General features: G+C 65.7%; 21 protein-coding genes and 2 riboswitches. Of the genes, 12 read left to right on the plus strand and 9 right to left on the minus strand.

All coding sequences use genetic code 11. From position 1 onward, the window contains the following. The first annotated feature begins 11 nt into the window (after positions 1–11). Both pcaD and WDM24_RS26880 read left to right on the plus strand, forming a co-directional pair. A complete protein-coding gene (pcaD, locus tag WDM24_RS26875; protein ID WP_338827828.1) occupies positions 12–794 on the plus strand; it encodes a 3-oxoadipate enol-lactonase in 783 nt (260 codons plus the stop codon). A 129-nt stretch (positions 795–923) separates the two neighbouring features. Next, a complete protein-coding gene (locus tag WDM24_RS26880) occupies positions 924–1316 on the plus strand; it encodes a carboxymuconolactone decarboxylase family protein (RefSeq protein ID WP_166298094.1) in 393 nt (130 codons plus the stop codon). On the opposite strand, the gene WDM24_RS26885 is transcribed toward WDM24_RS26880, so the two are convergent. Next, positions 1296–1826, minus strand: coding sequence for a hypothetical protein (locus WDM24_RS26885; protein ID WP_338827830.1), 531 nt, complete (start codon positions 1824–1826; stop codon positions 1296–1298). The genes WDM24_RS26880 and WDM24_RS26885 overlap by 21 nt on opposite strands. A 513-nt stretch (positions 1827–2339) precedes the next feature. Here WDM24_RS26885 and WDM24_RS26890 point away from each other — a divergent pair. The 8 genes from WDM24_RS26890 (at position 2340) to WDM24_RS26925 (ending at position 12550) form a co-directional block, all read left to right on the plus strand. Continuing rightward, entirely contained in the window at positions 2340–3257 is a 918-nt protein-coding gene (locus tag WDM24_RS26890; RefSeq protein ID WP_029081618.1) for an ABC transporter permease subunit, read from the plus strand. A 10-nt stretch (positions 3258–3267) separates the two neighbouring features. Next, entirely contained in the window at positions 3268–4593 is a 1326-nt protein-coding gene (gene livM / locus WDM24_RS26895; protein WP_338690604.1) for a high-affinity branched-chain amino acid ABC transporter permease LivM, read from the plus strand. Beyond that, complete coding sequence (locus WDM24_RS26900) at positions 4590–5423, plus strand: ABC transporter ATP-binding protein (RefSeq protein WP_166298097.1); 834 nt, start codon at positions 4590–4592, stop codon at positions 5421–5423. The genes livM and WDM24_RS26900 overlap by 4 nt, the downstream gene beginning before the upstream one ends. Then, entirely contained in the window at positions 5420–6169 is a 750-nt protein-coding gene (locus WDM24_RS26905) for an ABC transporter ATP-binding protein (RefSeq protein ID WP_338827834.1), read from the plus strand. Before WDM24_RS26900 ends, WDM24_RS26905 begins: the two co-directional genes overlap by 4 nt. Positions 6170–6323: 154 nt before the next feature. Beyond that, positions 6324–7442, plus strand: coding sequence for a branched-chain amino acid ABC transporter substrate-binding protein (locus WDM24_RS26910; protein WP_338690609.1), 1119 nt, complete (start codon positions 6324–6326; stop codon positions 7440–7442). Between the two features lie 211 nt (positions 7443–7653). Continuing rightward, positions 7654–7763: riboswitch (glycine riboswitch) on the plus strand. Between the two features lie 3 nt (positions 7764–7766). After that, positions 7767–7883: riboswitch (glycine riboswitch) on the plus strand. 265 nt (positions 7884–8148) lie between these two features. After that, positions 8149–9759, plus strand: a complete 1611-nt coding sequence (locus tag WDM24_RS26915) for an ABC transporter substrate-binding protein (RefSeq protein WP_338827836.1) — start codon at positions 8149–8151, stop codon at positions 9757–9759. Positions 9760–9919: 160 nt separating this feature from the next. Continuing rightward, positions 9920–11464, plus strand: coding sequence for a GMC family oxidoreductase (locus WDM24_RS26920; protein ID WP_338832452.1), 1545 nt, complete (start codon positions 9920–9922; stop codon positions 11462–11464). 90 nt (positions 11465–11554) lie between these two features. Then, positions 11555–12550 carry a P1 family peptidase gene (locus tag WDM24_RS26925; protein WP_338827838.1) on the plus strand — a complete coding sequence of 332 codons (996 nt, stop codon included), beginning with the start codon at positions 11555–11557 and terminating at the stop codon, positions 12548–12550. 203 nt (positions 12551–12753) lie between these two features. Here WDM24_RS26925 and WDM24_RS26930 read toward each other — a convergent pair whose 3' ends face one another. Then, positions 12754–13566: an EF-hand domain-containing protein gene (locus WDM24_RS26930; protein WP_338827839.1), complete on the minus strand. Its 813-nt coding sequence runs from the start codon at positions 13564–13566 to the stop codon at positions 12754–12756. Positions 13567–13818: 252 nt separating this feature from the next. Between WDM24_RS26930 and rpe the strand changes: the two genes are divergently transcribed. Then, positions 13819–14520, plus strand: a complete 702-nt coding sequence (gene rpe / locus WDM24_RS26935; protein ID WP_029081625.1) for a ribulose-phosphate 3-epimerase — start codon at positions 13819–13821, stop codon at positions 14518–14520. A 15-nt stretch (positions 14521–14535) separates the two neighbouring features. Here the strand turns inward: rpe and WDM24_RS26940 are convergent, their stop codons facing one another. The 7 genes from WDM24_RS26940 to WDM24_RS26970 form a co-directional block, all read right to left on the minus strand. Next, positions 14536–15996 carry a bifunctional serine/threonine-protein kinase/universal stress protein gene (locus WDM24_RS26940; protein ID WP_338827840.1) on the minus strand — a complete coding sequence of 487 codons (1461 nt, stop codon included), beginning with the start codon at positions 15994–15996 and terminating at the stop codon, positions 14536–14538. A 5-nt stretch (positions 15997–16001) separates the two neighbouring features. After that, the gene (locus tag WDM24_RS26945; protein ID WP_338827841.1) at positions 16002–16742 is read right to left on the minus strand and encodes a metallophosphoesterase family protein; all 741 of its coding nucleotides are present in this window, start codon (positions 16740–16742) and stop codon (positions 16002–16004) included. A gap of 94 nt (positions 16743–16836) precedes the next feature. Continuing rightward, positions 16837–17430, minus strand: a complete 594-nt coding sequence (locus tag WDM24_RS26950; protein ID WP_166206882.1) for a TetR family transcriptional regulator — start codon at positions 17428–17430, stop codon at positions 16837–16839. Next, the gene (locus WDM24_RS26955; protein WP_256375171.1) at positions 17427–17561 is read right to left on the minus strand and encodes a hypothetical protein; all 135 of its coding nucleotides are present in this window, start codon (positions 17559–17561) and stop codon (positions 17427–17429) included. The genes WDM24_RS26950 and WDM24_RS26955 overlap by 4 nt, the downstream gene beginning before the upstream one ends. Positions 17562–17973: 412 nt before the next feature. Continuing rightward, positions 17974–18582: a hypothetical protein gene (locus WDM24_RS26960; RefSeq protein ID WP_338827843.1), complete on the minus strand. Its 609-nt coding sequence runs from the start codon at positions 18580–18582 to the stop codon at positions 17974–17976. After that, positions 18575–19249 (minus strand): hypothetical protein, encoded by a 675-nt coding sequence (locus tag WDM24_RS26965; RefSeq protein WP_029081630.1) that lies wholly within the window; start codon positions 19247–19249, stop codon positions 18575–18577. Before WDM24_RS26965 ends, WDM24_RS26960 begins: the two co-directional genes overlap by 8 nt. Next, positions 19246–20013, minus strand: coding sequence for a MotA/TolQ/ExbB proton channel family protein (locus tag WDM24_RS26970; RefSeq protein ID WP_338827845.1), 768 nt, complete (start codon positions 20011–20013; stop codon positions 19246–19248). The genes WDM24_RS26965 and WDM24_RS26970 overlap by 4 nt, the downstream gene beginning before the upstream one ends. 285 nt (positions 20014–20298) lie before the next feature. Between WDM24_RS26970 and WDM24_RS26975 the strand changes: the two genes are divergently transcribed. Further along, positions 20299–21672, plus strand: a complete 1374-nt coding sequence (locus WDM24_RS26975; RefSeq protein ID WP_338827846.1) for a sensor histidine kinase — start codon at positions 20299–20301, stop codon at positions 21670–21672. The last annotated feature ends 1 nt before the right edge of the window (position 21673 follow it).

The raw sequence follows: 21673 nt of genomic DNA on the forward strand, positions 1-21673 counted from the left end.
AGTATTGTCTGATGCCGATGATCAACGCCGACGGGTGCCTGCTCAACGTCCAGGTGGACGGCCGCGACGGCGGACCGACCCTGATGCTGTCGAACTCGCTCGGCTGTACCCTGCAGATGTGGGAGCCGCAGATGCCGGCGCTGACGCAGATGTTCCGCGTCATCCGCTACGACCGCCGCGGTCACGGCAAATCCGGCGTACCGGCGGGCCCCTACTCCATGGAGCGGTTCGGCCGCGACGTGCTTGATATCCTCGACGACCTCAACATCGACAAGGTGCATTGGTGCGGGCTGTCGATGGGCGGCATGGTCGGGCAATGGCTCGGTGCCAACGCGCCTGAAAGATTCGGCAAGATCATCCTCGCCAACACCGCTTGCTACTATCCCGATCCGACCAACTGGCTGAACCGGATCAAGGCGGTGAAGGAAGGCGGCATCGCCGCGGTCGCCGACACCGTGATCGCGGGCTGGCTGACCGCTGATTTCCGCGAGCGTGAGCCCGAGACCACCGCACGGATGAAGGCGATGCTGATAGCCTCGCCGGTCGAGGGCTATCTCGCCTGCTGCGAGGTGCTGTCGACGCTCGACCAGCGCGCGCTGCTGCCCAGGATCAAGAGCCCGACGCTCGTGATTGCAGGAAAGCAGGACATGGCGACGCCGGTGTCGGCCGGCGAAATGATCCGCAGCGGCATTCCCGGCGCCAGCATGACGTTGCTCGATGCCGCGCACATCTCCAATGTCGAGCAGTCGCACGCCTTCACCGAAGCCGTGGTCGGCTTCCTGACGCAACGGTAACGCGGATCGTCATTCCGGGGCGATGCGAAGCATCGAACCGCAGGTGCGCAATTGCGCACCGGGGAATCTCGAGATTCCGGGTTCGGTCCTCCGGACCGCCCCGGAATGACGAAATCAGAGGAACTCTCAATGGACGACAATCAGCGCCGCGACGACGGCATGACGCAGCGCCGGAAGGTGCTGGGCAATGAATGGGTCGACAAGTCGATCACAAACCGCAACGCGTTCAACACCGACTTCCAGGACCTGATCACCCGCTATGCGTGGGGCGACATCTGGACCCGGCCGCATTTCGATCACCGCACACGCCGCGTGCTGGTGATCGGCACCATGGTCGCGCTGGGCCAATGGGACGAATTCCGCCTGCATGTGCGCGCAGCCCTCAGCGAAGGCGGCTTCACCCCTGAGGACATCAAGGAGATCCTGCTGCAGCAGGCGATCTATTGCGGCGTGCCCGCGGCCAATCACGCCGTCAAGGAAGCCGGTGCGATCGTTGCCGAACTAGGGCTGCTGAAGGGATAGCTCGGTCGCCGGCAAGTCCGCTTCGATGGCAGGCGCCTCGGCGGTTCGCTTCGGCGAGGTCTCGAACAGCATCACGATCGCGGTGCCGAGCAGCATCAGAAGCTCCGCCGCATGCATGCGCAGCGCTTCGATCTCGCCGACTTTGGAGGCCATCATCATGCTGGCGAAGCTCAGCACGCTGCCGAGGCAGAGCGCCACCGCAAGCGCCTCGTCGATGCCGCTGGCGCGGCTCTTGCGGAACGGCGCAAAGGCGGCCATCGCGAGGAAGAGCACGAAGAACGCCACCACGGTGATGCGCGCCAGCGCCAGCAGCCATGCGAGCCGCACCGTCGCCATCTTGGCAAGGTGCAGATGGTCGCTCGCATACAGCGCGATCGACACGCTCGGCCGCTCATAGAGGCCGTGGATCGGCGACACCATGATGCTGAAGGCGATGATGGTCCAGACCGGAATGAAATAGGCCGCAAGCAGCGCGCCGTTGAAGGAGCTGATCCGCCAGTTACTCGACATTGCCGCTTCCCGTGGTTCCGGCGCCTTATCGGATTGGCGACGGTTCAGCCTGCGAGGTAACGCCGATCAATTGCCGGCGGCAATTTAAACCCTTTGTTTACCTTAACTAGGCTGGGGATTGCTTGGGGACGGCTAAGGCCGTGCCAAAACGGCGCAGACGGAAGGGCCCCGCCCCTCCGCGAGACCGTCAGTGACGCAGTTGCGCGGGGAACACGGGTTCCGGCGTGATCATTGCAAGGCAACGGCGTGTCGGCCCTGTGACATCGGAACCGCACCGGCCGAAGTAGTTATGTACAAGCCCTTTCGGCGGCAGCCAGCACTGTTGCCGCCGCCGGGGTTCCACTGTTAGAAAATGACACGACGCGACGGATCAGGCTGCCGGGGGCCCTCGCCGCGTCACCCTCGACGTAGCGTTTTCGAGCGAAGTGGGAACCGGTTCGCGTGAAGAAAACGCGTCCAAATCAAAACGAGAGCCCGTTCGGTTCTCCACCGAACAGGCTCTGACGGCAGCGCATGGATTATTTCGCCCAGCAACTGATCAACGGCCTCGTGCTCGGTTCGATCTACGGCCTGATCGCCATCGGCTACACGATGGTCTACGGCATCGTCGGCATGATCAACTTCGCCCATGGCGACATCTTCATGATCGGCGGTTTCATCGCCCTGATCTCCTTCCTGGTGCTGGTGTCGCTCGGCCTCACTGCGATCCCCGTGATCCTGCTGATCGTGCTGCTGGTCTCGATGGCGATCACCGCGCTCTATGGCTGGACCATCGAGCGCATCGCCTATCGTCCCTTGAGGCATTCGTTCCGCCTGGCGCCGATGCTGTCGGCGATCGGCATGTCGTTCGTGCTGACCAACTTCTCGCAGGTGTCGCAGGGCGCGCGGGTGAAGCCGGTGCCGCCGATCATCACCGGCGGCTACACGCTGCACGAAGGCCCGGCCGGCTTTGCCGTGCAGCTCTCCAACGTCCAGATCATGGTCGTGCTCGCCACCATCGTGGTGCTCGCGCTGTTCACCTGGCTGGTCTCGCGCACCCGGCTCGGACGCGACATGCGCGCCTGTGAGCAGGACCAGACCATGGCCGCGCTGCTCGGCGTCGACGTCGACCGCACCATCTCGATGACCTTCGTGATCGGCGCCGCGCTCGCCGCCGTCGCCGGCATGATGTACCTGCTCTATTACGGCCTGGTCGATTTCTTCATGGGCTTCGTCGCCGGCATCAAGGCGTTTACCGCCGCGGTGCTCGGCGGCATCGGCTCGCTGCCGGGCGCGATGCTCGGCGGGCTCGCGATCGGCCTGATCGAGACGATGTGGTCGGCCTATTTCTCGGTCGAGTACAAGGACGTCGCCGCGTTCTCGATCCTGATCGTGGTGCTGATCTTCATGCCGACCGGCCTGCTTGGCCGTCCCGAAGTCGAAAAAGTCTGACAGGCACTTCGTGAGCGCGACCTCAGCCCGCCCATCGCCCGCCGCGCAGCCCTCGGGCGGCGCCTTCATTCTCAAGAAAGCCCTGATCAGCGCTGCCGTCGCGCTGGTGCTGTTCTCGCTGATGATCGGCGTGCGCACCGAGGCCGGACCGCAAGGCGGCCTGATCTACTGGACGCGGTTCGGCGACCTCGCCGCCATGGTCGGCACCGTGTTCGGCGGCAGCATCATCGTCGAGCTGCTGCGGCAATGGTGGGGGCCGGTCGACAAGGACCGCATCGTGCCGAAACCGGTGCAGAGCGCGATGTCGTTCGCCGGACGATGGCTCGCCCCGGCGCTGCTGGTGTTCGCCTTCCTCGTGCCCGTCATCTTCTACAACCAGCGCTACATTCTCGACCTTTCGATCCTGGTCCTGACCTATGTGATGCTGGGATGGGGATTGAACGTCGTGGTCGGCCTCGCCGGCCTGCTCGATCTCGGCTATGTCGCCTTCTACGCGGTCGGCGCCTATTCCTATGCGCTGCTGGCCACCAATTTCGGATTGTCGTTCTGGGTCTGCCTGCCGCTTGCCGGCATCCTGGCGGCGTTCTGGGGCGTGCTGCTCGGCTTCCCGGTGCTGCGGCTGCGCGGCGACTATCTGGCGATCGTGACGCTCGCCTTCGGCGAGATCATCCGCCTCGTCATCATCAACTGGCAGAGCCTGACCGGCGGCCCCAACGGCGTCTCGGGGATTCCGCGCCCGACCATGTTCGGCATTCCGTTGACGCCGGGCGATGACGGGCTCGCCGCCAGGCTCGGCATCGAGTTTTCGCCGACCCACCGCCTGGTCTTCCTGTTCTATCTGATCCTGGCGATGGCGCTGCTCACCAACTGGGTGACGATCCGGCTGCGGCGGCTGCCGATCGGCCGCGCCTGGGAGGCGCTGCGCGAGGACGAGGTCGCCTGCCGCGCGCTCGGCATCAACACCACGACCACCAAGCTGACGGCTTTCGCAACGGGAGCGATGTTCGGCGGCCTCGCCGGCGCGTTCTTCGCCACCCGGCAGGGCTTCATCAGTCCGGAATCCTTCACCTTCCAGGAATCGGCGCTGGTGCTGGCGATCGTCGTCCTCGGCGGCATGGGCTCGCAGCTCGGCGTCGCGCTCGCCGCGCTGACCATGATCGGCGGCTTCGAACTGTTCCGCGGCTTCGATCAATACCGCATGCTGGTGTTCGGCATCGCGATGGTGGTGCTGATGATCTGGCGGCCGCGCGGACTGATCGGCCACCGCGCGCCGACTGTGTTCCTGGAACGCAATCAGGCGATCTCGTCCGACCTCGTCAAGGAGGGCCACGGATGAGCGGCGACCACATCCTCACTGTCGACCGCCTGATGATGCGCTTCGGCGGCATCGTCGCGGTCAACGAACTCTCCTTCGCGGCCGAGCGGCGCAAGATCACCGCGCTGATCGGGCCGAACGGCGCCGGCAAGACCACCGTGTTCAACTGCATCACCGGTTTCTACCGGCCGAGCGGCGGCACAATCCGCCTCACCCATGACGACGGCCGCGGCATCCAGCTCGAGCGGCTGAACGATTTCCGCATCTCCAAGCAGGCCAAGGTCGCCCGCACCTTCCAGAACATCCGGCTGTTTCCCGGCATGACCGCGCTCGAAAACCTGATGGTCGCCCAGCACAACGCGCTGATGCGCGCCTCGGGCCTGACCCTGCTCGGCCTGCTCGGCCTGCCGTCCTGGCGCGAGGCCGAGCAGCGCGCCATCGAACTGGCGCGGACCTGGCTTGAGCGCGTCGGCCTGCTCGACCGCGCCGACGATGCCGCGGGCAATTTGCCCTATGGCGACCAGCGGCGGCTCGAGATCGCGCGCGCGATGTGCACCGAGCCTGCGCTGCTCTGCCTCGACGAGCCGGCGGCGGGACTGAACGCGCGCGAGAGCGGCGGGCTCAATGAGCTCCTGCTGTCGATCCGCAACGAACAGGGCACCTCGATCCTCCTGATCGAGCACGACATGTCGGTGGTGATGGAGATCTCCGACCACGTCGTGGTCATGGACTACGGCGTCAAGATCGCCGAGGGCACGCCGCAGGCCGTGCGCGACGACCCCAAGGTGATCGCCGCCTATCTCGGCGCCGACGAGGAAGAGGCGATCGCCGTGATGGAGAGCGGCACGTGAGCGCGGTATCGGCAACCACTCCTCTCCTCGCGGTGCGCGGCGTGCGTGCGGCGTATGGCAAGATCGAGGCGCTGAAGGGCGTCGACATCGAGATCAATGCCGGCGAGATCGTCGCCCTGATCGGTGCCAATGGCGCCGGCAAGTCGACGCTGATGATGACGATCTTCGGCCGGCCGCGCGCCCGCGCCGGGCGGATCGAATTCGACGGCAATGACATCACCGGCGTGCCGACCCACGAGATCGCGCGGCTGCGCATCGCGCAATCGCCCGAGGGCCGGCGAATATTCCCGCGCATGAGCGTCGCGGAAAACCTGCAGATGGGCGCCGATGCCACCGAATGCAGCGACGCCGAACGCGCGAGCGGCCTGGAGCGCGTGTTTGCGCTGTTCCCGCGGCTGAAGGAACGCGTCGCGCAGCGCGGCGGCACGCTGTCGGGCGGCGAGCAGCAGATGCTGGCGATCGGCCGCGCCCTGATGAGCCGGCCGCGGCTGTTGATGCTGGATGAGCCTTCGCTGGGGCTGGCGCCGCTGATCGCGCGGCAAATCTTCGACGCCATCCGCACGCTGAACCGGCAGGACGGCCTCACCGTCCTGATCGTCGAGCAGAACGCCAACCATGCGCTGAAGCTCGCCCATCGCGGCTATGTCATGGTCAACGGCCTGATCACGCTGGCCGGAACAGGCGCCGAATTGCTGCAGCGCCCGGAGATCCGCGCCGCCTATCTGGAAGGCGGCCGCCGCGGCTAGCGCCGCCCCGAGCAGCAAGATGCGGCGGATGCAGCGTCGATTTGCCTGAAAATTGCCGGTGACTTCGCCGCGAAATCAGCCGAGAATGCGCGCGGTTTTGGGGCCCGGCGCGCCGGGCCCTTCCGCTAGAGGCAACGACCACGAGGGACGTCTCATGAAATCACTGAAGCTGATCGGCCTGGCATTGGGCGCTTCGTTCGCATTATCGGCGAGCGCATTCGCGCAAGACATCACCATCGCCGTCGCGGGCCCCATGACGGGCTCCGAATCCGCTTTCGGCCGGCAGATGAAGAACGGCGCCGAGCAGGCGGTCGCCGACATCAACGCCGCCGGCGGCGTGCTCGGCAAGAAGCTCGCGCTGGAATCCAATGACGACGCCTGCGATCCGAAGCAGGCGCGCTCGATCGCGGAAAAGATCGGCTCTTCGAAGATCCCGTTCGTGGCTGGCCATTTCTGCTCGTCGTCGTCGATCCCGGCCTCCGAGGCCTATGCCGACGCCAACGTGCTGCAGATCACCCCGGCCTCGACCAACCCGCTGTTCACCGAGCGCAAGCTCTGGAACGTGGCGCGCGTCTGCGGGCGTGACGACCAGCAGGGCATCGTCGCCGCCGAGTACATCGCGAAGGCCTACAAGGGCAAGAACATCGCGATCCTGAACGACAAGACCACCTACGGCAAAGGCCTCGCCGACGAGACCAAGAAGGCGCTCAACAAGGCCGGCATCACCGAGAAGGTCAACGAGTCCTACAACAAGGGCGACAAGGACTTCAACGCAATCGTCTCGCGCCTGAAGCGCGACAACATCGATCTGGTCTATGTGGGCGGCTACCACCAGGAAGCCGGCCTGATCCTGCGCCAGATGCGTGACCAGGGCCTGCAGGCGGTGCTGATGGCGGGCGACGCCATGAACGACAAGGAGTTCGCCTCGATCGCCGGCCCGGCCGCTGAAGGCACCCTGTTCACCTTCGGCCCCGACCCGCGCAACAAGCCGACCGCGAAGGCGATCGTCGAGAAGTTCAAGGCCAAGAACATCGACCCCGAAGGCTACACGCTCTACACCTACGCCGCGATGCAGGTGTGGACCCAGGCCGTCGCCAAGGCCGGCTCGACCGACGCCAAGAAGGTGATGGACGTCATCAAGGCCGGCGAGTGGAACACCGTGCTCGGCAAGATGGCCTTCGACGCCAAGGGCGACATCAAGGCGATCGACTACGTCGTCTACAAGTGGGACGCCAAGGGCAATTACACCGAGATCAATCCGAAGGGCTCCTGAGCCCCTCGCACCTGATCTGAATCCGAGAACAACGCCCCGGTTCGCCGGGGCGTTTTTGTTTCGGCAGATCCTCTTCCGAATTGCGCGAGCATCTGCCGCAGTTGACGGAGCGACGAGCCCCGCAAGATCGAACGCATATGATCTGGGCAGGTCACGATTGAAGTTTAATCTTGCCTGGTTTTGGAGCGCACAATAACGTTTGAGCGTCCAACGCGACGATGCGGGAGAGATCGAAACGAAAACAAGCACTACGTTTTCGTGTTCGGCGCCGACGGAGCAACCGCCCCGGAAACTCTCAGGCACAAGGACCGTGTCGTCAGGACGATCTGGAGAGAGACGCCGTGTCCTTGATGCGGCGTCCACCGAAGGGGATATCCGTCATCAAGCCATTGCATTGCGCAAGGGCTCCAGCGGATCAAGCTCTCAGGTACCGGGACAGATGGGGCGCCTCCACCGGTTTACGCCGGCGTCGGGGCGACTCTGGCATCCGGGAGCCTCGTCAAGACATGCCCATCATTGCACCCGTCTGCGCCGGCCTCCCCGGTGCAACGACCATCCGTGCGACGCGGACCCGCGACTGCCTTCGTCCTGCCTTCGACGGATGTCTCGACGCCATGACAAAAGGCATCGCGCATCGGCGAGCAGGCTTCCATTCAATCAGCGTGCTCTTTCACACCAATTGAAGTCCGTTCACCCGAGGAAAATGATGTCAGCCACACCGCGCGCCAAAAACACCCCGATGTCCTGGAAGACCGCGTTACGCGGGCTGCTTGTCGCCACGGCGCTGGCGTGGCCGGGCCTGTCTCACGCCAAGACGATCAGGGCGGTGATGCACTCGGACCTGCGGGCGCTCGATCCGATCGTTTCGTCGGCCTACATCACGCGTGACCACGGCTACATGGTCTACGACACGCTGGTGGCAATGGACTCCAGCTTCACGATCCGGCCGCAAATGGCGGACTGGAAGGTGTCCGACGACAAGCTGACTTACACGTTCACGCTGCGCGACGGCCTGAAGTGGCATGACGGAACGCAGGTCACTGCGGAAGACTGCATCGCTTCATTGAAGCGCTGGGCTGCCGTCGACGGCATGGGCCAGAAGCTGATGGACTTCACCGCCAGCCTGGAAGCCCCCGATGCCAGGACGATCACACTGAAACTCAAGGAGCCCTACGGCCTGGTGCTGGAGTCGCTCGGCAAACCATCCACGCTCGTGCCCTTCATGATGCCGAAGCGCCTTGCCGACACGCCGTCGGACCGGCCGATCCCCGAGCAGATCGGCTCGGGTCCGTTCAAGTTCGTCGCGGCGGAATTCCAGCCCGGCGTGAAGGCCGTCTACGAGAAGAACAAGGACTATGTGCCGCGCGCCGAGCCGCCAAGCTGGACCTCGGGCGGCAAGGTGGTGAAGGTCGATCGCGTCGAATGGATCACGATGCCCGACGTTCAGACCGCAACCAGCGCGCTTCAGTCCGGCGACATCGATTTCCTTGAACGGCCGTCATTCGACATGCTGCCGATCCTGCAAGCCGACAAGGATCTGACGTCGCGCCCTCTGAGCGGCCTTGGCTTCCAGACCATCGGGCGGATGAATTTTCTTTATGCGCCATTCGACAACGTCAAGGTGCGCCGGGCCGCCATGATGGCACTGAGCCAGAAGGACGTGCTCGACGCCATGGTCGGGGATCCGAAGCTCTACAAGATTTGCGGTGCCGTTTTCGGCTGCGACACGCCGCTCGCTACCGATCTCGGATCGGACTCTCTCGTCAAGGGCGGCGGCATGGCCGAGGCCAGGAAGCTGCTCGCCGAATCCGGTTACGACGGCACGCCTGTCGTGATGCTGGCGCCGACCGATGTGGTGACCCTCAAGACCCAGCCCATCGTTGCGGCGCAGTTGCTGCGCCAGGCCGGCTTCCAGGTGACGGTCCAGTCGATGGACTGGCAGACGACGAACATGGTCCTCGCAAGCCAGAAGCCGCCGAAGGACGGCGGCTGGAACATGTTCTTCACCAACTGGGGCATCGCCGACATCATGAACCCCGTCGTCAGCGCTCCCCTGAACAACAGGGGTCGCAAGGGCGGTTGGGTCGGCTGGCCTGATGACCCGCAGATCGAGAGCCTCCGCGATGCCTTCGCTCGCGCCGGCTCGCCGGAAGCGCAGAAGAAGATCGCGGCCGATATCCAGGCGCGCGCGCTCGACCAGGTGACTTACATTCCCCTGGGACAGTATTTTGCGCCGAGTGTGTGGCACAAGGAGCTGACGGGCATGCTCGATGGTCCGGCCACGCCGCTGTTCTGGAACGTCGATAAACCGGAGTGATCCCACATGATCCTGATCGACGCGGGCGGCTATCCGGGACAGGCCGAATCCTCCACCGTGCGATGCAAATGGAAATCTCCGAAAATGTCGGGATGCAATCTGATGTCCCTTCTGCGGACTTTCCGACACAGCAAGGTTTGAAGCCATGTCACTTGATACCATGTACGATGTGATCGTCGTCGGCGGCGGCTCGGCCGGCGCTGCCATCGCCGCCCGGTTGTCCGAGGATCGAAAGCGGCGGGTGCTGCTGCTGGAAGCGGGCCTCGACTGGCGGGCCGATGAAGCGCCCTGGGAAATCAGGACGCCTAATCCGATTCCGATCATTCACAAGCGGGAATTCCAGGAGAAATGGCAGTGGCCCGACCTCCTGACCCGCCGCATCGCAGGCCAGGAGCCGCGCTTCTATTGGCGCGGCAAGGGGCTGGGCGGCAGCTCGATGATGAACGGCCAGATTGCCATTCGCGGCGTCGCGGATGCCTTCGACGAATGGGCCGCGCTCGGCTGCACCGGCTGGTCCGCGCGCGAGATCATGCCGTTTTTCTCGATGATCGAGGACGATGAGGAATTCGGCGACACCAACGGACATGGACGCGGCGGCCCACTGCCGGTCTATCGCGCGCCGCTAGAGACGTGGGGGCCGATTGATCGCGGCCTGCGCGATGCAGCGCTCGCCAGCGGCTATCCGTGGTGCGCCGACGTCAACGGCCCCGATGGCGAAGGCGTAGCCTGCTATCCGATCAACAGCCGCAACAGTCGTCGCATCACAACCAACGAAGGCTATCTCGAGCCGGCGCGCGGCCGCGCCAATCTGGAGATCCGTGGCAAGGCGCTGGTCGACCGGGTCATGATCCGCGACGGCAAGGCGACCGGTGTCCGTGTCCATATCGACGGCCAGGGCACCAGCGAGATCGGCGCGCGTGAGATCGTGCTGTGCGGCGGCGCCATCCACAGCCCCGCGATCCTGTTGCGATCGGGCATCGGCCCGGCGGACGAGCTGCAAGCCATGGGGATCGCGGTCGAGCGTGACCTGCCGGTCGGCCGCAACTTCTTCGACCATCCGCTGTTTCGCATGACGATCCAGTTGCGTGAGGATCTGCGGCCCACCGATCCGGATACGCGTCACACCAATTGCTGCGTGACCTATTCATCCGGTCTCGCCGACGGCGGCAAGCGCGATATGATCATGATCGGGTTCAACCATCGCGGCATCGGAAATCCCGGCGCGATCGGCGCCGGACTGTTCAACGCCTATTCGCGCGGTCAGCTGAAGCTGGCTTCGCCCGATCCGACGATCGATCCGATCGTCGAGGAGAACATGCTGGCCGATCCACGCGACATGCTGCGCATGACTGATGCGGTGAAGCGGTTCGCCGTCCTGGCCACGCAGCCGGCGCTGGCCGGCATATCGGACTGGATCCGCCTCGGAGATACCGAGCTGACCCTGCCCGCCGCCGCGGCCTTGCCGACGGCCGAGCTCGAAGCGGTGTTGCGACGGGAGACCGGCGATATCCAGCACGCAGCCGGGAGCTGCCGGATGGCCGGCGTCAACGATCCCGCGGGCGTGGTCAATCCCGACGGTACGGTGAAGGGCATCGGCGGCCTTCGGGTCGCCGACGCATCGATCATGCCGTCCGATTGCCGGGCCAATACGCACTTCACCACGGTTGTCATCGGCGAAGCCGTCGCCCGGATGATGAGGTCATAGACGAGGCCGTCAGCGCGCCTCTAGCCGTGCCCGCCGCAGCTGCTATACCGGTTCGAGCCAAAGCTCGGACAAGACGCGGACGGACCTATCGTGAAAAACCTTCTCACCGATATTGCCGGCGTCAGCGTTGGCCATGCCGACGACGCGGTGATCGCTTCCGGCGTCACCGCCATCCTGTTCGAGCGGCCGGCGGTCGCTTCAATCGATGTCCGCGGCGGCGGTCCCGGCCTACGCGAAGAGGCGCTGCTGGCCCCGCATAATGTCGTCGAGGCGATCGATGCCATCACGCTGTCGGGCGGCTCCGCGCTCGGGCTCGACGCCGCCGGCGGCGTGCAGGCCTGGCTCGCCGAGCGCGGCCGGGGCTTTCGCATCCGCGACGCGGTGATCCCGATCGTGCCGGGTGCGATCTGCTTCGATCTGCTCAACGGCGGCAACAAGGCTTGGGGACGCTTTCCGCCCTATCGCGATCTCGGCTACGCGGCGGCGAACGCCGCCTCTGACAGCTTCGAGCTCGGCAGCGTCGGCGCCGGCATGGGCGCGACCACCGCCAATTTGAAAGGCGGCCTCGGCTCGGCGTCTGACGTGACCGACGACGGCGTCAAGGTCGCGGCGCTCGCGGTGGTCAACGCGGTCGGCAGCGTGACGGTCGGCGGCGGCCCGTGGTTCTGGGCGGCGCCGTTCGAGGTCGACGGTGAGTTCGGCGGGCGCGGCCTGCCGCCGTCGTTCACGCCTGATATGCTCAAGATACGGCTGAAGGGCGGCGCGGACGCAACCGCCGCCGAGAACACCACGCTGGTCGTGGTCGTGACCGATGCGCAGCTGACCAAGCCGCAGGCGCGGCGCCTTGCGATGATCGCGCAGACCGGCATGGCGCGCGCGATCTATCCGGTGCACGCCCCGCTCGATGGCGATGTGGTGTTTGCCGCGGCGACCGGTGTCAAGCCGATCGATCCGCTGTTCGGGCTGACCAAGCTCGGCGCGATCGCGGCCAACACGGTGGCGCGCGCGATCGCCCGCGGTGTCCATTCAGCCACCGCCCTGCCGTTCCCCGGCGCGCTGCCGAGCTGGCGGGATAGGTTCGGGTAAGGCCGCGAAGGCAGTGCGCTCCCTCGCCCCGTTCTTACGGGGAGAGGGTTGGGGTGAGGGGCTGCCGCCGCATCAAAGGCGATAGACGCACTCGCGGAGACTCCCCCTCACCCGGAACGCATCTTACGATGCGTTCCGGCCTCTCCCGCACGCGGGGCGAGGCAAGGAGCTCGCGGTCAGATCGGATCAGACAAGGTAGCGCCTTAGGCGCTGACCGATACGCTCGACGACGCCTGCGCGGAGATCGCCTGCGACTGGCGCTGGATCAGCTGCTCGATGAAATTGTAGGACGAGGTCGCGCTGCTGCTGGCGGAGGACGAGGTCGTGCTGCTGGTGCTGGAGGCCGCCGCCGGCGATGTCATCGACACCTTTGAGCCGTCGGCATAGGTCATCGTCGTCGTAGTCGAGCCGTCGCTGTTGGTCACCGACGTCGAGGTTGCGCCGTCGAGCGCCTGCATCAAGGGATCGGAGCTCGATCCGCTGCTGGAGCCGGATCCGTCGGTCGCGCCGCCCGCGTGATGGTGATGATGGCCGCCGCCCTTGTGGCCCTGCAGCGCCTGCGACATCTCGTCGAGGCTGACGCTGCCGTCGCCGTTGGTATCGAGCTTGGCGAACACGTCGTCGGCCTGTGCGGTGTTGGTGCCGCCGGCGCCGAGCGCATTCTCGAATTCCGTCTTGGTGATCTGGCCGTTGCCGTCGGCGTCGATCTGCGAGAACAGGTCCTGCAGTGCGTTCGACCGGCTGGTCGGGGTCGTGCTGGTGGAGGACGTGGTCTGCGACTGGCTCTGCGCGGCGAGCAGTGCGCTCATCGTCTCCGCCGAAATCTGCGTCGAGCCAGAGCCCGATCCGGTGCTGGTGCTCGTGCTGGCCGACGTCGAGGTACTGGTCGCAGGCGCGAACAGGCCGGTCGACGCACTTCCCGAACTGGAGCTGCCCGTCTGCGCCGTCGACTTCGACGACATCAGCGAGCTCAGAAGATCGATGGCGGACGACGCAGCGCCTAACGCAAATAGCATGGCAATACTCCAACAAGGCCGCGGCCCCGCGGCTCAAACGCTTCTCAGTGGCTCAGCAAGGGGTGTGCCATGGCAAAAACCCAATAAAACCAGGCCTTGGCGCTCCGATGCGGGTTCCGCGCACCCGGCAAGAGCTGCCGCCAGGGGCAGATTTTTCCGGTCTCCGAACGCCGTCCGCTCGCATTGCCCGCCAGGCGTCCGCGTGTTAGGCGGGATCACCCGTCGCCCCCTGAAGTCTTTCGGAACTGCGCTATGACTCAGTCATTCACCCCGCGTCCCCTCGTTATCGCGCCCTCGATCCTGGCGTCGGATTTCTCAAAGCTCGGCGAGGAGGTCCGCGCCGTCGACCAGGCCGGCGCCGACTGGATCCATCTCGACGTGATGGACGGCCACTTTGTGCCGAACATCTCGTACGGCCCCGACGTCATCAAGGCGATGCGGCCACACACCAAGAAGATCTTCGACGCCCATCTGATGATCTCGCCCTGCGATCCCTATCTCGAGGCCTTCGCCAAGGCGGGCTGCGACCACATCACCGTGCATGCCGAGGCCGGCCCGCATCTGCATCGCTCGCTGCAGGCGATCCGCGCGCTCGGCAAGAAGGCCGGCGTCTCGCTCAATCCGGGCACGCCGCCGAGCGCGATCGAATATGTGCTCGACCTGATCGACCTCGTGCTTGTCATGTCGGTCAATCCCGGCTTCGGCGGCCAGGCTTTCATCCGCTCGGCGATCGGCAAGATCTCTGACGTCAGGGCGATGACGGCGGGCCGGCCGATCGACATCGAGGTCGATGGCGGCGTTGCGCCCGATGTTGCCGGCCAGCTCGCCGCCGCCGGCGCCAACGCCTTTGTCGCAGGCTCCGCCGTGTTCAAGGGCGGCACGGTCGAGGCCTACAAGACCAATATCGCCGCGATCCGCAACGCCGCGGCAGCGGCGCGCGGCGAAGCGATCTGATCGGCCGATCGGGCGTTAGAACAACGCGGGCGGCGTCACCGCGGCATCCGCCGCGTCGTCGCCCGCGTCCGTCGCCGACGCCAGCCGCGATGGCCGCACCACCGTCACCGTGCACGGCGCTTCCGCGGCGACCTTGGCGGAGACGCTGCCGAGCAGCGCGCGCCGCATCGAACTCTGCCGCGCGCCGATGATGATGTGATCGACCAGATTGACATCGGCGAATTCCAGGATGGCGGCCGCCGGATCGATCGCCTCCAGCACATGCACGGTCAGCCTGTTGTCCTCGAGCCTGAACGGGCGCGCCCAGTGCTGCAGTGCCACCAGGCGGTCGATGTGCTTGTTCTGGCCCTGCTCGTCATGGGTGCGGTCGATCGCCAGCCGATTGAGCTTCAACACGTTGACACAGGCGAGCCGCGCCGACGGCGACGTCGACAGCACCCGCTCGGCGGTGACCCGGATGGTGTCGTTCAGCGTCTCCGCCCCCTCCCCGAGATCGAGCGCGACGGCGACGATCGGGCTCGAGGCGAGTTGCGCCGCGACGTCGGACTTCGGCTGCGGCGGCGCCGCGCCGAGATTGAAGCGGCGGCGCCAGACCGTGCCGAGCGGATCACGGTTCAGCCGCTGCGCCCGCGCCGTCAGCTTGACCTGCTCCGGATGGCCGAGATCGAAGGCAAGCTGCGCCGCGGTCGGATAGCGCGCGGCCGGGTCGATCTCCAGACACCGCAGCACGATCTCCTGCAGCCAAAGCGGATAATCGGGCCTCAGTTCGCGCGGCGGGGACGGATCGCGCCACAGCCGCCGGCGCATGCCGCGCAGGGTCTCGGTCTCGCCGAACGGGCGAAGGCCGGTGGTGAAGAAATAGAGCAGCACGCCGAGCGAAAACAGGTCGCTGCGCGGATCGTCGCGCACCCTGAGCAGACGCTCCGGCGCCATGTAGGGCGCGGTGCCGTAAGGCAGGCGAAACTCCTCCTGCAGCAGGTCGGGCAGATGGTTGTGATGCGAGAGACCGAAATCGATCAGCACCGCCTCGCCGCGCTCGCGGAACATTATGCTGCTCGGCTTGATGTCGTGATGGATGACGTTCTGCCGGTGCAGGCTGGCGAGCGCGGTGGCGACCTTGCCGCCGATCACCCTCGCCTCCTCATATGGCAGCGGCAGATCGCCGAGCCGCTTGTAGAGCGTCTGCCCTGGGATGCGCTCCATCACCACATAGGCCTGGCGCTCGAAGTCGCCGGTGCCGAAACAGGCCGGCACGTGCAGCCCGGACAGCCGCGGCAGGATCATCTGCTCCATCTCGAAGCTGACGATCGCGGCCGGATCCTCGCCCTCCGAGGTGAGCGGCACCTTCATCAGCAGCGGCATGGTGATGCCGGGATGGGTGACGCTCCACAGCGTCGCCATGCCACCGCGGTGCACGCGCTCGCCGATGGTGAAGCCATCGATTTCGGCGCCCGGCCGCATCGTCCGCGCCGCCATGTCAGTCACCGGCCGATCGGCAGACGGTCGGCCAGCCAGTGCGGCAGGCCGCTCGCCTTGATCCGCGCTGCGGCCGTCGCGACGTCATAGGGGACCCGCAGATAGGTGATCTCGCGGCTCGCGGTGTCGAACATCGCAAACGCCGCCGCGGGATCGCCGTCGCGCGGCTGGCCGACCGAGCCGAGCACCGCGAGCCAGCGCCGCCCGGTCAGCAATTGCACCGGGACGCCCGAGGTCGGGACGAAGCTCGTCATCTTCGCGGTCGACGACATCGAGTAGAGGCCGGGACGATGGATGTGGCCGCAGAAGGTAATCTGCAGTTCGGTCGCCATCATGCTGCGCGCCGCATCCGACGTGTCGCGGACATAGCGCCACTTCGCGGGATCGGAGGCCTCGGCGTGCACGTAGAGGCGGTTGTCCTCCTCGCGGCTGAGCGGCAGGCCGGCGAGGAAGGCCTTCTGGGCGGCGCTGAGCCTCTCGCGGGTCCAGTCGATGGCGGCCTGCGCATCGGCATTCATGCTGTCGCTCGGGGTGCCGATCGCATTGTCATGATTGCCGCGCACCGCGATCGCGCCCTTTGCGACGAGGTCCATCACGGTGTCGACGGCCCATTCGGGGTCGGCGCCGTAGCCGACGATATCGCCGAGGCAGATCAGCCGCTCGGCGCCGCGCGCACGCGCGGCCTCGAGGCAGGCGGCGAAGGCCTGCCGGTTGGCGTGAATATCGGCGAAGAGTGCAAGCCGCATGTTGATCCTCGTCCGACATCAAGCACATGCGGCCCCGGGCTCGCAATCGGGCCGAAGGCATCTGACGTTCAGGGGATATGGGAAGAAGCGCTGCCTAGTGCTTGCAGGCCTGAAGCCCCTTCATCAGCAAGCTGATCAGGGCGTCGATCCGCGACGGGCATTCCGGCTTGGCCCATTCCTCGGCATGCGCCGGGTGGTGGTAGCGGACGGTGGCGTCGAACACGGCACGCGCGGTGGCCTTGACATTGTCGATCTCGAACACGCCTTGCGAAACGCCGTCGGAGAGTATCTTCGCGACCAGATCGACCTGCTTGTCCTTGTAGGCCTCAACCACCTCGCGCGCCTCCTGGGCGAGCGCGAGATAGGTCGCGAACATCTCGGGATCGTCGCAGACCTTCTTCTGCTTGATCGCAAACATGGTGCGCAGCCACTGCTCCAGCCGCTCCGGCGCCGGGCCTGAGGCGGCCGCGAGCTTGCAGAGGGGTTCATTGGCGCGGTCGAGCCAGCGTTTGGCGACCGCGTCGCGGAGCGAGGCTTTGCTGGGGAAATGGCGGTAGACGCTGCCGTGGCTCACATCCAGCGCACGGGCAACGTCGACAACGGTGGCCTTGGCGAGCCCGAAGCGCCTCAAAACATCCTCGGTTGCTTCGAGGATCCGCTCGGGTGTCAAAACCACCGCCTCGTTCATGCGTTTACCGTCTGGTTATCGCTGTCCTGGCCGCGGCTGAACTTGGCGGCCTGGGCGGCCAAGTGGCGGGCGACGCGAAGATTGAGCCACTGTTGAATCTGGGCGGTCAATTGAAAGATTTCTATCGTCATGGAGGCAGTCCTTCGAGGTAGTCAAATTACGTACGGCTCTCCCGGCCAAACGCCGGAACAGTCACTGGGCGCCCTCCTCCCTTGGGCTGTTGAGTATATACACCATCCCGCTGACAGATTTCAATATCTGTCAGACAGTATCCTGAGGATGACAGCTATGCATTGGACGCGCCCGCTGCGGGACATGCTGGTCGGACCTCAGGTCGGACTTGGGGCAGGAATCGAAAGGGGCCGCTTCACGCAGCGGCCCCTTTGCCGGGAAAAATGGCTTCGGGATAAAATCTAGCCCCGGTTATCCACAGACTACACGGTTCAGGGAATTGAGGAATTCCGGATGATTACTGTCCACCCCGCTGACTGATTATTGGCGATCCCTATTTTTGTGCCACTCCTCTGAATGGTGCGCGTCCTGCTATTGCTGCTCGTCCTTGGGCGGCATCCGGGGCGGCGGCAGCGGCGTAAAGACCGCCCCCTGCGCGCCCGCCGGCGGGGGCACGAAGGTCCCCGTCGTGGAATCGCCGCCCGTGGTCTCCAGGATCGTCTTCGGCGTGATGTACTCCCTGACGAGGTCCATGATGGTGCCGTCGCCACCGCCGAAATCGGCCGCACGTCCGCCCTGCGGATGCCCGGCCTTGATCTCGTTCTCGGCGGTGTGGGTCTGCTCGGCCAAGGCGTCGCTGTAGGGAATGCGGAAGGCGCGCGGCACCGCGCTCGGCCGGTTGTCCTCGTCGAGCTCCTCGACCCAGAGATAGATCGAGCCCGCGTCGCCCTCCAGCGAATGCGGCTCCACGATCCGCGAATACAGCAGCTTGAAGTTTGCCGGCAATCTTTCTGCAGACGCCCAGCCGAGCAGGCCGCGCATGCCGCCGAAGCTGACGAAGTAGAACGCGCTGGTCACGACGATGACGAACGCCTTCAGCGACCAGTGCAGCCGCGCATAGACTAGCACGATCAAGAGCAGCGCGGCGATCACCGCATAGGCGACCGCAAGCGTGAGGATGATTGACTGCAGGCTATTCACGGCCGATCACCCTGACGCCGGTTTTCGGATCGACATCGGCGCCGTTGCGCCAGCTGCTGCGGAAGGTCTCGAGCAACGATTTCGGCCGCCGGTCGACGTTGATCACCTTGCCTTCGGCATCGAGACGAAACCGCACCGCGGTCTTCTCGTCGCCGGTGTGATCGACGGTCAGCTTGTCGTCGAAGATCACCTGCGCGGTCGGATTGAGCTTCTGCACCTTGACATTGGCCTGCACCGGCTCGCCGGTCGTCGCCACGAAATGCGAGATGTTGACGGTGTATTCGCCGGCGACGATGCCGCGCAGCGTGACGATCTCCTCGCGGATCGGGGATGCGATCTTCTTGCCGTTGACGATGATGAAGTCGTTGGCGCCGCCGCGATCGTCGCGGTCGAGCGTCAGGAAACCGGCCTCGCGATGCCGGTACCAGGCGATGTTGCCGGCCGGATCCTGCACGAACAGGTCGAGATCGTCAGGATGATTGTCCGGCCAGTCCATCGTGATGATGAACTCGGCCTTGGATTCGATCTTGCCTTCCTTGGAGTCCGGCGAGACCGCGAGCAGCGCCAGGAAGAACAGGAAGGCGATCACCTGCAGCGCCTTGAACAGCATGACGCCGAGCGGATCGAACGGCTCCTCGCGCGGATAGAGGCCGAACTCATCCATCATGTCGGCGTTCCAAGGCGACGCTCCAGGGCCGGGGTGACGTGCGTCTCGGTCAGCACGACGGCATCGGAAAACACCCGCTGGGTCGCGGAATCGAGCATGTAGTACTGGATCCGGACCAGGATCGATCCGATCAGCCCGGCCAGCGTGGTGTACATCGCGACCGCCATGCCGTCGCTCATCAGGCCCATCGAGGATTTCATCGCGACCTTGTCGGCGGCATCGAGGGATGCGATCGGCGCCAGCATGATGATGAAGCCGATGATGGTGCCGAGCAGGCCGAGCTTCATCAGCGTGTCGGAGACGAAGGCGCCGAAGCCGTTGGAACCGCGCAGGCGGTCGGCCAGCGTCCGCAGCAGCAGGGTCTGGTCGATGCGCCCCTTGGCCTGCGCCTCGGCCTTCTGCACCAGGCTCTTGATGTGATCGGTGACCAGCCCGCCGGGAAGGCCGCGCGCCCCCGATACAAGCGCCCTGGCGCCATCAGGCGCCGCCAGGATCGTGCGGCAGCCGCGCGCCACCTCGCCTTCCCGCGCGATCGCCCGCGTCCGCCAGAAGCAATGGACGCAGGTGACGATGTAGAGGACGCCGATGACGCTGGAAATGTAGGTGCGGTCGGAGGTCACCATCAGGCGGATCAGCCCGTAGCGCCACAGCAGGAAGGCGGCGAACACCGAAAGGCCGGTGAAGATCATCCAGAGCAGCAGGACGCTGCGCTCCGCCGCCTCCGGGCCGGCCGACGCGGCCGCAGCTTCGACCTTGGCATCCATGCTGCGCTCGCTCCCTGTGGCGACTGTTCCATGAGGCTCTGCGGCGGCCTCATTTGCCGTTAGAGCAGAGCCGGCCGGTGCCGTCCAAAGACATCTGCCCAAGTTTCGTCGGGCAAATTTCCCGACCTGCATAGCTTCGCATGCTTGCGATTGGCGGGGAATACCGGTGCTGTTAGCATCACTCTCTCGTTTGAGCATGACCTCCGCGCAAACGCGTTCCGCGTTTGTCGCGAGGGAAACCGGCTCACGCTTTTCCGGATCGTGTTCCGGCCGTGGAGTGATCGCATGCGCCTCGTGCTTCAACTGGTCGCCCGCCTGCTCGTCATCGTCGCGCTGTGCCTCGGCGCCGCCACCGTCTGGGCCACGATCGACGCCTATCGCAGCGTCGATCGCGCCACCGAGGCGTCCGCCGAGCGGGTCTCGCAGGCGCTCGAAGCGCTGTATTGGCGCGAATTGCTGCTGCGCAGCAACCGGATGCGCGAACAATTGCTGCCGGCGCCGGAGTGGCGCACCATCGAAACCATGGGGCTGATCGCGCCCGGGATCTGCGTGCAATTCGAACCGGCCGGCGCCTTCGAGAAGCCGCTCTGCGGCCAGAGCAAGGGCATCGGCAAGGCGCCGCCGCGCTGGTTCGCGGCCACGGTGCAGGCGGTGCTCGGCGATCACGCCACGGTGCAACGGCCGATCAGCGCCCGCACTGCGACCGCGGGAACCGTGCGCGCGACCTCCGATCCGGATGCCGCCACCGCGCTCGCCTGGCAGCACATCCTGGACAATATCCATGTCGCGCTGCTGATGGCACTCGCCATCGCGCTGCTCGCCTCGCTTGCCATCGCGCATACGCTGGCGCCGGCCCACGCGATCGTCACCGCGCTGCGGCGCATGGCGGACGGCGAGTACCGCACCCCGCTGCCGCGCGTCCGCTCGATGGACCTCGCAATGATCGGACGCGCCGTCGGCGATCTCGGCGACCGCCTCGCAGAGGCCGAGGAGGAACGCACGGTGCTGACGCGGCGGCTGCTCGAAATCCGCAACGACGAACGCCGCACGCTGGCCCGCGAGCTGCACGACGAGTTCGGCCAGAACCTCACCGCGATCCTCGCCTTCGCCAACACGATCGAGGCAAGCGCCGGGGACAAATACGCCGCCGGCACCGAAATTGCGCAGGATGCACGGATGATCTCGCAGGCCACGCGCCGCATCATGGCTTGCCTGCGCGATACGCTGAATCGGCTGCGCCATCCGCCGGCCGAGGAGCTCGGGCTGGAGGCAAGCCTGGTCGATCTGGTCGACAGCTGGCGGTCGCGCGCGGCGACGCAGCCGCTGATCCAGCTCGATATGCAGGGCGACCTTGCCGATATCAGCGGCACCGTCGCAGCCACCGCCTATCGCGTCGCGCAGGAGTGCCTCACCAACGCGCTGCGCCACAGCGACGCGCGCGAGATCGTGCTGCGGATCGAGCGGCGAACCGGAGCAGAGAACGCGCTGCTGGTGCGGGTCGAGGATGATGGCGGCGGCGATGCCGCCAAGGTGGCGCAGTCGGCGGGCTTCGGCCTCACCGGCGTCAGCGAACGCGTCGCAGCCCTCGGCGGCTCGCTGTCCATTGCGCGCGCCAGCCACGGCCTCTCCGTCGCCGCCACGATCCCGCTTGCCGCCTGAG

Origin of the sequence: Bradyrhizobium sp. 27S5, assembly GCF_037217225.1 — a bacterium.
Lineage (GTDB): Bacteria > Pseudomonadota > Alphaproteobacteria > Rhizobiales > Xanthobacteraceae > Bradyrhizobium > Bradyrhizobium septentrionale.

Coding starts and splice junctions, on each gene's coding strand:
- pcaD (WP_338827828.1), top strand. CDS start 12: ATGCCGATGATCAACGCCGACGGGTGCCTGCTCAACGTCCAGGTGGAC.
- WDM24_RS26880 (WP_166298094.1), top strand. CDS start 924: ATGGACGACAATCAGCGCCGCGACGACGGCATGACGCAGCGCCGGAAG.
- WDM24_RS26885 (WP_338827830.1), bottom strand. CDS start 1,826: ATGTCGAGTAACTGGCGGATCAGCTCCTTCAACGGCGCGCTGCTTGCG.
- WDM24_RS26890 (WP_029081618.1), top strand. CDS start 2,340: ATGGATTATTTCGCCCAGCAACTGATCAACGGCCTCGTGCTCGGTTCG.
- WDM24_RS26900 (WP_166298097.1), top strand. CDS start 4,590: ATGAGCGGCGACCACATCCTCACTGTCGACCGCCTGATGATGCGCTTC.
- WDM24_RS26910 (WP_338690609.1), top strand. CDS start 6,324: ATGAAATCACTGAAGCTGATCGGCCTGGCATTGGGCGCTTCGTTCGCA.
- WDM24_RS26915 (WP_338827836.1), top strand. CDS start 8,149: ATGTCAGCCACACCGCGCGCCAAAAACACCCCGATGTCCTGGAAGACC.
- WDM24_RS26920 (WP_338832452.1), top strand. CDS start 9,920: ATGTACGATGTGATCGTCGTCGGCGGCGGCTCGGCCGGCGCTGCCATC.
- WDM24_RS26930 (WP_338827839.1), bottom strand. CDS start 13,566: ATGCTATTTGCGTTAGGCGCTGCGTCGTCCGCCATCGATCTTCTGAGC.
- rpe (WP_029081625.1), top strand. CDS start 13,819: ATGACTCAGTCATTCACCCCGCGTCCCCTCGTTATCGCGCCCTCGATC.
- WDM24_RS26940 (WP_338827840.1), bottom strand. CDS start 15,996: ATGGCGGCGCGGACGATGCGGCCGGGCGCCGAAATCGATGGCTTCACC.
- WDM24_RS26945 (WP_338827841.1), bottom strand. CDS start 16,742: ATGCGGCTTGCACTCTTCGCCGATATTCACGCCAACCGGCAGGCCTTC.
- WDM24_RS26950 (WP_166206882.1), bottom strand. CDS start 17,430: ATGAACGAGGCGGTGGTTTTGACACCCGAGCGGATCCTCGAAGCAACC.
- WDM24_RS26955 (WP_256375171.1), bottom strand. CDS start 17,561: ATGACGATAGAAATCTTTCAATTGACCGCCCAGATTCAACAGTGGCTC.
- WDM24_RS26965 (WP_029081630.1), bottom strand. CDS start 19,249: ATGATGGATGAGTTCGGCCTCTATCCGCGCGAGGAGCCGTTCGATCCG.
- WDM24_RS26970 (WP_338827845.1), bottom strand. CDS start 20,013: ATGGATGCCAAGGTCGAAGCTGCGGCCGCGTCGGCCGGCCCGGAGGCG.
- WDM24_RS26975 (WP_338827846.1), top strand. CDS start 20,299: ATGCGCCTCGTGCTTCAACTGGTCGCCCGCCTGCTCGTCATCGTCGCG.